The organism is Xanthobacter aminoxidans (assembly GCF_023571765.1).
GTDB lineage: Bacteria > Pseudomonadota > Alphaproteobacteria > Rhizobiales > Xanthobacteraceae > Xanthobacter > Xanthobacter aminoxidans.
The window spans coordinates 443,496-455,797 of the sequence record NZ_JAMJXC010000002.1 but is presented as its reverse complement, the minus strand read 5'-3'; the positions used below and the strand labels follow the sequence as shown (position 1 = coordinate 455,797).

11 protein-coding genes are annotated in these 12,302 nt (G+C 69.9%); 5 read left to right on the top strand and 6 right to left on the bottom strand.

Going from position 1 to position 12,302, the window contains the following annotated elements; all coding sequences use genetic code 11:
* Positions 1 to 65 precede the first annotated feature (65 nt).
* Entirely contained in the window at positions 66 to 593 is a 528-nt protein-coding gene (locus EJ105_RS04865; protein ID WP_250165479.1) for a hypothetical protein, read from the top strand.
* Between the two features lie 52 nt (positions 594 to 645).
* Here EJ105_RS04865 and EJ105_RS04860 read toward each other — a convergent pair whose 3' ends face one another.
* The gene (locus EJ105_RS04860) at positions 646 to 1,686 is read right to left on the bottom strand and encodes a patatin-like phospholipase family protein (protein ID WP_029556304.1); all 1,041 of its coding nucleotides are present in this window, start codon (positions 1,684 to 1,686) and stop codon (positions 646 to 648) included.
* Between the two features lie 16 nt (positions 1,687 to 1,702).
* Positions 1,703 to 2,485 (bottom strand): 3-hydroxybutyrate dehydrogenase, encoded by a 783-nt coding sequence (locus tag EJ105_RS04855; protein WP_024276557.1) that lies wholly within the window; start codon positions 2,483 to 2,485, stop codon positions 1,703 to 1,705.
* Between the two features lie 310 nt (positions 2,486 to 2,795).
* Here EJ105_RS04855 and EJ105_RS04850 point away from each other — a divergent pair, with 310 nt between their 5' ends.
* The 4 genes from EJ105_RS04850 to EJ105_RS04835 all read left to right on the top strand — a co-directional run bounded on the left by EJ105_RS04850 (position 2,796) and on the right by EJ105_RS04835 (position 6,304).
* Complete coding sequence (locus EJ105_RS04850; RefSeq protein ID WP_081837798.1) at positions 2,796 to 3,287, top strand: Fur family transcriptional regulator; 492 nt, start codon at positions 2,796 to 2,798, stop codon at positions 3,285 to 3,287.
* A 196-nt stretch (positions 3,288 to 3,483) separates the two neighbouring features.
* Positions 3,484 to 4,731, top strand: coding sequence for a flavodoxin-dependent (E)-4-hydroxy-3-methylbut-2-enyl-diphosphate synthase (gene ispG, locus EJ105_RS04845; protein WP_250165564.1), 1,248 nt, complete (start codon positions 3,484 to 3,486; stop codon positions 4,729 to 4,731).
* A gap of 103 nt (positions 4,732 to 4,834) precedes the next feature.
* Positions 4,835 to 5,746 carry a DUF2076 domain-containing protein gene (locus EJ105_RS04840; protein WP_250165478.1) on the top strand — a complete coding sequence of 304 codons (912 nt, stop codon included), beginning with the start codon at positions 4,835 to 4,837 and terminating at the stop codon, positions 5,744 to 5,746.
* Between the two features lie 192 nt (positions 5,747 to 5,938).
* Positions 5,939 to 6,304 carry a helix-turn-helix domain-containing protein gene (locus EJ105_RS04835; protein WP_024276561.1) on the top strand — a complete coding sequence of 122 codons (366 nt, stop codon included), beginning with the start codon at positions 5,939 to 5,941 and terminating at the stop codon, positions 6,302 to 6,304.
* 18 nt (positions 6,305 to 6,322) lie between these two features.
* On the opposite strand, the gene EJ105_RS04830 is transcribed toward EJ105_RS04835, so the two are convergent.
* The 4 genes from EJ105_RS04830 to EJ105_RS04815 all read right to left on the bottom strand — a co-directional run bounded on the left by EJ105_RS04830 (position 6,323) and on the right by EJ105_RS04815 (position 12,280).
* The gene (locus EJ105_RS04830) at positions 6,323 to 6,769 is read right to left on the bottom strand and encodes a hypothetical protein (RefSeq protein ID WP_250165477.1); all 447 of its coding nucleotides are present in this window, start codon (positions 6,767 to 6,769) and stop codon (positions 6,323 to 6,325) included.
* Positions 6,770 to 6,918: 149 nt separating this feature from the next.
* Complete coding sequence (locus EJ105_RS04825; RefSeq protein WP_029556300.1) at positions 6,919 to 7,362, bottom strand: Crp/Fnr family transcriptional regulator; 444 nt, start codon at positions 7,360 to 7,362, stop codon at positions 6,919 to 6,921.
* 21 nt (positions 7,363 to 7,383) lie between these two features.
* The gene (locus EJ105_RS04820; protein ID WP_250165476.1) at positions 7,384 to 10,032 is read right to left on the bottom strand and encodes an ABC transporter ATP-binding protein; all 2,649 of its coding nucleotides are present in this window, start codon (positions 10,030 to 10,032) and stop codon (positions 7,384 to 7,386) included.
* A gap of 61 nt (positions 10,033 to 10,093) precedes the next feature.
* A complete protein-coding gene (locus tag EJ105_RS04815) occupies positions 10,094 to 12,280 on the bottom strand; it encodes a CHASE2 domain-containing protein (protein WP_250165475.1) in 2,187 nt (728 codons plus the stop codon).
* Positions 12,281 to 12,302 lie beyond the last annotated feature (22 nt).

Genomic DNA, 12,302 nt, shown 5'->3' with positions numbered 1-12,302 from the left:
TCTCACAATCCACATAATCGGCGGCCTAGCCATAGGGGTCGGAAAACAAGAAGGAGATCCGCCCCATGGCCCATCCCCGCAAGACGGAACGCCGCCTTCTCACGGATTCGGAAGTGGAGCTGGTGGAGAAGTCCCGCCAGCCCGTGGTGAGCGCACTCGGCGACGGCGAGGTGAATGACCTCGTGGCCCAGCTGCGCGAGCGCCGCGATCGCGCCGTCACCATCGCGAACAACCAGCGCCGTGCCCTGCGCGGCAAGGGCGGTCGCGGCGAGGTGACGTTCGACAAGGCCGATTCCGGCAATCGCCAGAAGGCCTCCGTCCTCACCGATGCCCTCACCCGCGCCCGCCGCGAGCAGACCCGCCGCCGCACCCAGGCGGCCCGGGCCGAGCTGGTGGAGAATGCGCACAAGGCACTGGAGCTGAAGCGCGATTCCAAGCGCGCCAAACGCCCGGCGAACCTGCCGCGCCCCAATACGGGCATGACCCCGAAGGAGCGCACACGCCTTGAGCGCATCGGCTCGGCTTCCGGCGAGGCCGGCCGCGTCACCAAGTTCGTGGCGGTGGCGCAGGCCAAAAAGGATTCGCGTGGTTAAGGCCCCGCGCGGCTGAGGACGCTTTCGACAGGCCCGCTCCGGCGGGCCTGTCTCAATCCGCCAGTTCCAGCCTCAGATCCAGGGTCGAGCGACGGCCGAGGTCATCGAAATGCTCGGCAAGGAACGTGTCCGCCGCCGCCCGGCCGAGGTCGCGCAGGTGCTGGAGGAAGGACCATTCTGCGTTGAGCTTGGACGTGGCGTCCAGTGCCGCGAGTTGGTGCTCGCCGCCGATGCGGTGCAGCCGCACCCGACGGAAGGGCGAGCCACCCAAGGTCCAGCGGCTGATGAGCCCCTGTTCGATCAGCTTCGCCGCATTGTCGATGGCCCGCAACTGGGCGAGCAGCGAGGCATTGAAGGTGATCTCGTTGATCCGGTTCTGGATTTCGCTGGCGGTGCGGGGCGTGGTCTCGCGCACCACCGGGTTGATCTGGACCAGAAGGATGTCGTCCGCGTCCGCCATCTCGTAGAGCGGGAACAGCGGCGGATTGCCCATGTAGCCGCCGTCCCAATAGGGCACGCCATCGATCTCCACCGCCTGGAACAGGAAGGGCAGGCAGGCGGACGCCATCACCGCGTCCGCCGTCATCTCCTCGTGCCCGAAGATGCGGGCGCGGCCGGTGTGGACGTTGGTGGCGGAGATGAACACCTTCACCTGCGCCTTCCGGATGGCCTCGAAATCCACATGGGCTTCGAGAATCTCGCGCAGCGGGTTGATGTTCAGCGGATTGAAATCGTAGGGCGACAGGAAGCGCGAGGCCACCTCGAAGGCGAGATAGACCGGGTTCTTGGCCAGCGACCAGTTGCCCATGAGCCGGTCGAAGGCCGAGCGCTGGATGGGCGACATCCGCCCGTCGCGCGACACATCCTTCCAGAACTGGGACAGGGCGTGGCGCGCCTCCTCCGGGTCGCCCTTGGCGAGCCCGGCGGCGAGCACCACCGCGTTCATGGCGCCAGCGCTGGTGCCGGTGATGCCGGCGATGGCGATTCGCTCGTCCTGCAGCAGGCGATCGAGCACACCCCAGGTGAAGGCGCCATGGGCGCCTCCCCCCTGGAGCGCGAGGCTGAGCGGCTTGACGCCGTCGCGCCGGGTCACGGCCGGAGACCCGGCGTCACTCCGCCACCCAGCCGCCGTCGATCTGCTGCATGGAGCCGGTGATGGAGCGGGCGTTGTCCGAGGCGAGGAAGACGGCATAGGCAGCCACCTCTTCCACCGTCACGAACTCCTTGGTGGGCTGGGCGGCGAGAATAACGTTCTTCTTCACCTCTTCCTCCGTGATGCCGCGGGCCTTGGCGGTGTCCGGAATCTGCTTCTCCACGAGGGGGGTCCAGACGTAGCCGGGGCAGATGGCGTTCACGGTGATGCCGAAGGTCGCGGTCTCGAGCGCCGCGGTCTTGGTCAGGCCGGCGATGCCGTGCTTGGCCGCGACATAGGCGGACTTGAAGGGCGAGGCGACGAGGGCGTGGGCCGAGGCCGTGCTGATGATGCGGCCCCATTTGCGCGCCTTCATGCCGGGGATGGCCGCGCGCATGGCGAAGAAGGCCGCCGACAGGTTGATGGCGATGATGGTGTTCCAGGTGTCGATCGGGAATTCCTCGATCGGCGCCACGTGCTGGATGCCGGCGTTGTTCACGAGGATGTCGCAGGCGCCCAGCTCGGTCTCGGCGAGCTTCACCATGCCTTCGATCTCGTCCGCCTTCAGCATGTTGGCCGGCGAATAGAGCGCCTTCACGCCGAACTCGCTCTCGATGGCGGAACGCTCCTTCTCGATGGCGGCGGCGTCGCCGAGGCCGTTGATGACGACATTCGCGCCTTCCTTGGCGAAGGCCCGGGCATAGGCGAGCCCGATTCCGCTGGTGGACCCGGTGACGACGGCGACCTTCCCCTTGAGCATGGCTATTCCCCGAAAAGGCGGCACGGCCCCTGCGGGGCCGGCGGCACGGTGTAGCGGAACGGTGTGACGCTGCTGTCACGCGGTGCCTGAGCGCCGCGCTGGCTCGCAAGACCATCACACGCAGGCGTGCCTGCGGCCGGCACATTGCAACGCCGTCCGCTGCGGTGCAATCCGGCCGGCGAGACTTCCCGTCCTCCCTTCGTTCACCCGACCCGTGGCGGAAACGGGGGACATCCACTAGATTTGCAGGGTGACCCGCACCGACGCCCATACCAAGGACCACGACCACGGCCAATGCGTGGCAGGCGCCATGTCGCGCGTGGAGGAGTGCTGCGCGCGCAAGGGCCTGCGCATGACGCCGCTGCGGCGCAACGTCATGAAGGCGCTGGCGGAGAGCCATGTGCCGCTCGGCGCCTACGAGATCGTGCAGAAGCTCTCCGCCGCCGGAGACCCGGCGCCGCCCATGTCGGTCTATCGGGTGCTCGATTTCCTGGTGGCCGAAGGCCTCGCCCACCGCATCGAGAGCCGCAATGCCTTTCTTGCCTGCGCCCATCCTCACGATGATACCGACGTGGTGGTCTTCCTCATCTGCGAGCGCTGCGGCCTGACGCGGGAGGTGGCGTCCCATGCCATCGGCCGTGATCTCGCCTGGGCGGCGCGCGCTGCCGGCTTCGAGCCCCGCCAGCGGGTGCTGGAGGTCGCCGGCACGTGCGCCGATTGCCGGGAGGCGGCGTCCGCCGCTCCTGCGCCTGCGGCCAAGGGGGCGGCCAAGGGCGCGGCCAAGGAAACCGCCGGCGGTTGATTCTTTCCTGCCCCCGGCCTACTCGAAACCCGGCCGCATCGACGTCCGTAATGCGGTCCACGCCTGCCCCGGCGCCGTACACCTGCGGATCGCCCGTCGTTCGAGGACCAGACCCATGACCAGCGCCGAAACCCTCTCCAGCGCCGCGCCCGTGGTTCCCGTCGAGCTGCTTGAGGCCGGGCCGGCCCGCCGGCACATGACGGTGGGCGTTCCCGTCGGCCGGGTGATGGTGGGCGGCGGGGCGCCGGTGGTGGTCCAGTCCATGACCAACACCGATACGGCCGACATCGCCGGCACCGTGCGTCAGGTCGCGGCGCTCGCCCGTGCCGGTTCCGAGATCGTGCGCATCACGGTGGATCGTGACGAGGCGGCGGCCGCAGTGCCGCACATCCACGAGAAGCTGCTGGCGATGGGCATCGACGTGCCCCTCGTGGGCGATTTCCATTACATCGGCCACAAGCTGCTGGCCGATCATCCCGCCTGCGCGGAAGCGCTGGCGAAATACCGCATCAATCCCGGCAATGTGGGCTTCGGCGACAAGAAGGACCGGCAGTTCGCCGCCATCGTCGAGACCGCCATCAAGTACGACAAGCCGGTGCGCATCGGCGCCAACTGGGGCTCCCTCGACGGCGAGCTGCTGACCCGCCTGATGGACGAGAACGCCCGCCTGCCCAAGCCTGCGGAAGCGCGGGCGGTGACGCGCGAGGCGCTGGTGCGCTCGGCGCTGCTCTCGGCGGCGCTGGCGGAGGAAATCGGCCTAGGCCGCAATCGCATCATCCTCTCCGCCAAGGTATCGGCGGTGCAGGACCTGATCGCGGTCTATTCCGAGCTGGCGCGCCGCTCGGACTATGCGCTCCACCTCGGCCTCACCGAGGCGGGCATGGGATCGAAGGGCATTGTCGCCTCCACGGCGGCCATGGGCGTGGTGCTCCAGCAGGGCATCGGCGACACCATCCGCGTGTCGCTGACCCCCGAACCCAACGGCGACCGCACCCGCGAGGTGCAGGTGGCGCAGGAAATCCTGCAGACCATGGGCCTGCGCACCTTCGTGCCGCTGGTGGCCGCCTGCCCGGGCTGCGGCCGCACCACTTCCACCGTGTTCCAAGAGCTGGCGCAGAGCGTGCAGGACATGATCCGCACCCGGATGCCGGTGTGGAAGGCGCAATATCCCGGCGTCGAGACCCTGAATGTGGCGGTCATGGGCTGCATCGTGAACGGGCCGGGGGAGTCCAAGCACGCCGACATCGGCATCTCGCTGCCCGGAACCGGCGAGACGCCCTCCGCCCCCGTCTTCATCGACGGCAAGAAGGTCGCGACCCTGCGCGGCGCCAACATCCAGGAAGAGTTCCGCCAGATGGTGGAAGCCTATGTGGAGAAGCGCTTCGGCTTCGGCGGCGGGGCGAGCGCGGCGGACAGCGGCACCCCGGCCGACGCGGCGGAGTGACCCTGCTCCGCTACCGCGGCGTTACAAAAATTTCATGCGGGGAGCCCTTCCCCGGCCATGCTCGTCTGCTCATATCCTCGCCATCCACTCACCGGAGGCGGAAATGACCCCCGAGGAACGTGCCCTGATCGACGGCCTGTTCGATCGCATGCGCAGTGTTGCCAGCCAGCCGCGCGATGCGGAGGCCGAGGCGCTGATCGCGCGCCGCGTCGCCGAGGCACCCCACGCCACCTATGCCCTCGCCCAGAGCGTTCTGGTGCAGGAGCACGCCCTGCAGCAGGCCTATGGCCGCGTGCAGGATCTGGAGGCCCAGCTCGCCGATGCCGAAGCCCGCGCGGCCGAGGCGCAGCAGCGTTCGTCCGGGTCGTCCGGTGGCTTCCTTGGCGGCCTGTTCGGCGGCGGGCGCTCGTCCGTTCCGTCCGCGGGCGCGCGGGACAATGGCCAATATGCAGGCCAGCCGTCCTCCGGCCAGCCTTGGGGCCAGTCTTCGACCCAGCCGCAGCCGGGCCAGCCCATGGGATTGCCCGCCGGCTACGGCCAGCAGGGTTATTCTCAACAGGGTTATGCCCAGCAGGGCGGGTATCCGCAGCAGGGCTACCCCCAGCAGGGTGGTTACGGCCAACAGGGCGGACCGTGGGCCCAGCAGGCCGCGCCCCAGCCGCAACGCAGCGGCGGTGGCTTCCTGCAGGGAGCACTCGCCACGGCGGCGGGTGTCGCCGGCGGTGCGCTGCTCTATGACGGCATCAAGAACATGATGACCGGTGGCGGCGGCGCGGTGGCCCATGCGGCCGCGGCCGAGCTCGGCAAGCCCGAGACCCCTGGCACCGGCAATCTCGGCCAGGACGCCCAGGCGGCGCTGGGCGGCCAGAATGCCGGCACCGACAATTTCTGGAACGGCTCGAGCCAGCAAGAAGCGGGCTATGAGGAGGCCGGGCCCGAAGACACCGGCTATGACGACATCGGCGACGAAGCCGGCTGGGATGACGGCGGCGGCGACGACAGCAGCTGGACCTGACGTCCCGACAGGATCGATGGGTGAACGAACGGCGGCGCTCTGCGCCGCCGTTTTCGTTTGCCGGCAGGCTTTCCCGTATGCTTCCCCATGGACGAGCCGCGGGTGATGGGGCTATCCGGTTTGATGTGTGGGGCGCGGCCTTCCGGCTCGCCCTTGCACCACGAAAATGGGTGGAACCACAAGGACCCCGGCATGACGCCCTTCGGACGCCGGGTGCGCGACCTGCGCGCCCAACGCGGCGTGACCCTCACCGAGATGGCGCGGGCCATCGGCGTCACGCCCACCTATCTCTCGGCGCTGGAGACCGGAAAGCGCGGCAAGCCCACCTGGGCGCTCACCCAGCGCATCATCGCCTATTTCAACGTGATCTGGGACGAGGCGGAGGATCTCCAGCGCCTCGCCGAGCTGTCGCAGCCGCGGGTGGTGGTGGACACCGCCGATCTGTCGCCGCAGGCCACCGAGCTGGCCAACCTGCTCGCCCGCGAGATCGGCCACCTGCCGCAGGAGGCGGTGGCCGAACTGCTGGGGCGCCTCAAGATCCTGCGACGCCGGGGCTGAGCGGGCGGTGTCGCACCCTCACGGCTTGAGGCAGACCGCCACCACCTGCTTCACCGGATGAAGGCATTCCACCTCGGTCTTGTCGCCGCGTGCCGAGAAGACGGCGATGTGCTGCATGCCGCGGTCCACGTTCACGCAATAGCCGCCGATCACGCTCTCGCCGGCCTCGCAGGAGGCGAGGCAGCCGGCCTCGGGACACGCCGAAGCGCGGAGCGTGATGTTGGCCGAGGCCGCGGCGCCAGCAGCGCCAGCCGGGCCGACCGGACCTTGCGCGCCCTGCGGACCGGCCGGACCTGCGGGGCCAGCCGGACCAGGCGCACCCGCCGGGCCGGCGGGACCGGCAACACCCGCGGGCCCCTGCGCGCCAGCAGTCCCGGCGGGGCCGGCCGGGCCGGGCTTGCCTTCGAAGCAGGCGGCAAGGCTGAGGGCCAGCGCGAGACCCACCACGGCTTTCACCATCTTCATGTGTGTACCCCCCCATGGACCTTTTCATTGGTGATCCATGGTGGCGTCTTACCTTGCGGGATGCAAGCGGCGAGAGCGCCGGCGTGGCGGTGAAAAGATGATCCGGCTCAGAGGTTTGGGAGCTGCCACCGGCATGGCCGAAGCCGTCGTCAGCCCCGCGCCTTCACCAGCGCGCGCGTCGTCTCCTGAAGACGCAGCGCGAGGTCGCGCAGCACGGAGCGGGCGAGGGAGGGTGTCTTGTCCAGCAGCGCGAGGAACAGGTCTGTTTCCATGCGCAGCACGCTCATGGGCTCACCCGCGCGCACCGTGGCGCTGCGGGCTTCGCCGGTGAGCACGCCCATCTCGCCCACCACCGTATCCTTGGCGAGGCGGGTGATCTCATGGGTCGCGCCTCCGGCCGTCACCTCGATGACGGCAGTGCCGTCGAGGATGACATAGGCGGCGTCGGGCGCCTCGCCCTGGTGGAACAGCACGTCACCCGGCGCCACATCGAGCCGCGTCGCGGAGAAGGCGAGCAGCCGCAACTGGCTCGGCTCCAGATCGCGGAACATGGGGATGCGGGAGAGGACGCGGGCCTCGTCTTCAATGCTCATGACCTGATCCTTGTCGGCCCCTCACGTCCCGGTGGCGGAGAGTTCCGCCCCCTCGATGCGCTCCACCTGCCCGTGGGCGAGCACGATCACCTGCGCGAACAGTTCGAGCGGCTCGGCGGAATCGAGCACCACCAGCGTCGTGCGCCCTTCGCGGCGGGCGAGCACGGTCTCGATCAGCCGGCTCTGCTCGGACGGCGCCAGCGGGGCCAGAGCGTCGTCGATGATGAGCAGATCGGGCTCCGCCACGAGACAGCGGGCGAGGGTCAGCTTGCCGCGCTCGGCGGCCGAGAGGGGCAGGCCGCCCTCGCCGAGCGCCACGTCGAGGCTCAGGCGCTCCACCTGGGCGATGAAGCCGTCCTGTTTCAGGCATTCGCGCACCAGATCGTCCACCGTGGCGGCGGCGCCGGCGCGGTCGGCGGCGATGCGGCCGAACAGCAGATTGTCGCGCACGGTCAGCGCCCGGCAGTAGCTGTCCGGCTGGTAGCGGGCGAGGGGTGTGCCGGACACCTCCTTCAGATGGGCCAATTGCGCGCGGGTGGCGAGCGCCCGCTGCTGCCAGTCCTCATCAATGAGGCCGAAGCGGTGGCGCGGCTCGCAATAGCGTCCGGCGACACGCAGCAGCAGCGCCCGCTCGTCCGGCGCCAAACCGACGCCGGTGCCGGCATGGGCGAGGAGGGTACGCGCGGCGGTCATCTCCTCCGCGCGCAGCAGGCCCTTGGTGTCGATGTCCGCGATGGCGTCCTGTCCGCCGGCGAGCTCGGCGAGGGTGCGCAGGGCACTGAGGCCGAGGGCGGTCAGATCGTCGGCGACGCCGAGCCGCTCCAGCTCGGGCATCAGGCCGGGATCGGAGAGCAGCGAGGCGGCGCCGCGCGTGTCGTTCAGCGGCGCCGCGAACAGGATGTTTTCCGCCAGCGTCATGAAGCGGTTGAAGGCGGCCAAGCGGAACGGCTCGATCAGCACGCGTCCCGTCTCCTGCTGGCGGCGGGCGATAGCGTCGGTGACGGCGGCGCGGGCGGTCACGATGCGCTCGGCCAGCGCGGGGCTCGCCTCGGGATCGAGCCGGCGTTCGAGGCCGAGCCGCACCACGAGATCGCCGAGCCCGGCAAGGCTCAAGGCGGCGAGGATCGCCCGGTCGAGCTGGGCCGCATCGTCGAGGCCGGAGGGTTCGGGCTCGGTGGCCCCGGGCGCCGGCCGGCCGGGGTGGCGCTCCAGGGCGCACAGCATGTTCTCGCGCAGGGACGCGTTGAGCACGATGGGATCGCCGCCGGCATAGGCCACGTGCCGGCCGATGACGGATTCGGGCACGTTTGAGAGGTCGTGCCCGCCGATGCGCACCGAGCCGCTGTAGAGCGAGATGGCACGACCGCAGACGCGCGCCACCGCGTGCTTGCCGCCGGCATCCGGCCCCTTGAGCGCCACCGCCGTGCCGGCGGGCACATCGAGGCTCACGCCATCGAGGAGAAGACTGCCGGCGGGGTCCACCACGCCGAGGTCGGCGATCTTCAGCGCGCCGTCGAAGGGCACGCCCTCCCAGCCGGTGTCGTCCTGCGAGCCCTTCGGCCAGACTTCCTGTGTTTCGAGATAGTAGCGGGCGAAATCGTAGCGCACCTGCGCGACGACACGCTTCTCGTCCCACTCGATCAGCTCTTTCAGCGGCTCGGGAATCTGGCCGTAGGCCGCGACCACCGCCACGAGCTGGCCGATGTTGATGGCGCCGGTCAGCGCCAGCCAGCCGCCGACGAAATAGAACACCAGCGTCGGCACGTCCGACATGAGCAGGTTCAGCACCCGGTCGGTGAAGTTCTGCCGCTTGAGATCGAGGCTCGCCTCGGACACCACGGCGAGGCGCCCGTCCACCGCCGCGCGTTCCCAGGGACTGGTGGCGAAGCCGTGGACGAGGGGCAGGCGGTCGATGCCGGCCATCACCCTTTTGCCGAGCGCCACCGCCTCGCGCTGGTAGATTTGCAGCTTGTGGGCGTTGTCGCGCCGCTGGATGCCGAGCAGCACGTAGTTGAGCGCGAGGATGCCGATGGCGCAGCCGCCCAGCGTCGCGTTCTGGGTGAAGATGAGCAGCGTCGCCGAACCGATGAGGCCGGCGGACTTCAGCGGCTGGGCGAAGGCCATGCCGGCGAAGGGGGAGATGGGCCCCACCTCGAACCGCAGCATGTTGCCCACTTCCATCGCCTTGCTCTTCATCGGCGCCTCGGGGCGCAGGCGCTGGATGACGTCGAATAGCTGGCGGCGCAGCCCGACGATGATCCGCTCGCCGAGCCGGGCCTTCGCCATCTCGATGAGGCGGGAAATGTGCTGCTGGATGAGCTGCAGCGCGAACAAGAGCGCCGCAAGCCCGGCGAGCAGCCCGAAGGCGGAGACCTCGAACCCGGAGAGATCGATAATGACGCCGCCGCCGAGAAAGTCCGGCCAGGCGAGATCGAAGTCGAACAGCTTGGGCACCGTCCCGCCGATGGAATCCGTCACGCCGTTGACGATGAGGCGCGGCAATTCCAGCGAGGCGTAGTTGAACGGCAGCAGCAGCAGGACGAGGGCAAACAGCTTGATGTGGGACAGCGGCTCGGCGCGCCAGAGATAGGTGAGCACGTCGCGCGGGAGCGCTTCCCGCGTCGCCGGGGTCGTTCCACCGTTCGGGGAGGCTCGATCCGTGCCGCTCATCACGACTTTTCTGCAGGCGGTCTAGCGTGTTGGCAAGGGGTAAGACTGGTGGCGGGAGCGTTCAGGCCGAGGCCGCCGGCGCATCGGTCTGGTCCGCCGCACCCCGGCACCGCTCCACGTAGAGGCCGTAGAAGCGGGCCAGCCGCGCCGGCGCGCTCGCCGCCAGCGCCTCCGCCAGCGCCTCCGCCTCTCCGAAGCTTCCCGCGCCATAGGCGGCCATCAGCGCGCCGTGCCGCTCTTCCAGTCGGGAGAAGGCATTGGACCGCGAGAAATCCGGGTCGCCGGCGAGGAGATAAAGCTGGCTCGCCTTGGACTTGCCCTTGAGCATGAGGAGGTCGGCTTCGAGGAAGGCGAGGTCGCCCGCCGCCTCGCGCGTCGCCTCGGAGACGAGGATGTCCACCCGCATGGACTTGGTGGCGCCCTCGATGCGGGAGGCGAGGTTCACGTCGTCGCCGAGGCAGGAATATTCGAGCCGCTGCGCCGAGCCGAGATTGCCCACGCAGCAGGGCCCGGTGGCGAGGCCGATGCCGCAGCGCACGGGATGCCACGGCCGCCCCTGCGCCTCCGCCGCGCGGCGCCACTCCGCGTTCAGCGCCTCCAGCCGCTCCGACATGGCGAGGGCGCAGAGTGCGGCATTGCGGGCGTGGGCGGCATCGTCCACCGGTGCGTTCCAGAAGGCCATGATGGCGTCGCCGATGTACTTGTCGATGGTGCCGCCGTGGGCGAGCACCACCTCCGTCATGGGCGTGAGATAGGCGTTCATGAAGCGGGTGAGGGCCTGCGCGTCCATGGTCTCCGACAGGGAGGTGAAGTCGCGCAGGTCGCAGAACAGGATGGTGATCTCGCGCGTCTCGCCGCCGAGCACGAGCCGTTCCGGGTTTTCCGCGAGGCGCTCCACCACCTTGGGCGAGACGAAGCGGCCGAACACCGAGCGCACCCATTTCTTCTGCCGCTGCTCGTCGCGATAGAGGGCGAGCACGCCCATGCCGTAGATTCCGAGCACCGCCGCCCCCGGCCCCATGGGATCGAGCAGCAGGTCGAAGCGGGTGAAGGCCAGCCAGGCCCCCGCGCCGAGCGCCGCCACGACGGCAAGGCCGAGCACCCCGGCGACGGGCGCGGACACGCGGGGCAATGCCAGCGCCAGCAGGAGCCCGAGCAGGCCGGTGAGCACGATCTCCGCGCCGCGGGCCCAGTCCGGCCGCACGAGGCGGGCGCCGGCCACGATGTGCTCCATGAGCTGCGCCTGGATCTCGACGCCGGGCACGGCGGCATCGAGGGGTGTTGCCCGCGTATCCATCAGCCCCGGCGCGCTGGAGCCGACGAGGATGATGCGCCCCTCCACCTCGGCGGGCGGAACCTTGCCATCCAGCACGTCGGCGGCCGACAGGAAGCGGCGGGGGTCGGTGGCGGTGAAGCGCACCCGCACCTCGCCCGCGGCATCGGTCGCCACATCGAGCGCGCCGATCTTCACCGCCGTGATGCCGGACTTGGTGCCGAAGGCCTGATCGCCGCTGGCGTTGGAGGCGCGCACCACATAGGTGGATGCGCCCTGCGCCACGCGCAGCGCTTCCGCCGACAGGCTCGGCACCAGCTTTCCGTCGAGGCCGAGGAGGATGGGCACGCGGCGCACCACCTGGTCGCGGTCGGGCAGCCAGTTCAGCGCGCCGATGCCGCGGGCGGCGGCGGCCAGCTCGGGCAAGGGCGCGACGGCGCCGGAGAAGCGCGGCACGAAGGCGCGCGGATCGTCGCCCGCGCTGGCCATGCCCCATTTCTCCGGATAGGCGCCGCCCCTGCCGTGGGTCAGGATGGCGCCGAGCACGGACGGGCTGGCCTTGAGCGTCGCGGCGAGCTGCTGGTCGGAGCTGTCGCGGCCGGCCAGCGCCGCCTCGGCCGGGGCACGGGCCTCGGCGGGCAGCAGCTTCACCACGCTCGCGGGGTCGAGCCGGTCCGGCTCGGAAAACACCATGTCGAAGGCGATGGCCGCAGCACCGAGGGCGGCCAGCTTCTGCGTCAGCTCGGCGATGGTGGTGCGGGGCCACGGCCATTGGCCCACGCGGGCGAGGGAGGCGTCGTCCACGTCCACCACCCGCACCGGCAGGTCGGGGTCATACGGGCGAGGGGCGGCGCGCTGGTAGAGGTCGAACAGGCCGTTGCGCAGATCCTGCAAGGGTGCGGGATCTGCCCCCATAACCAGAAGGCCGGCTGCAAGGGGGCCGCCGACGGCGAGCCAATAGAGGCGGGACCACATGCAGCAGGCGATTTCCGTTGCG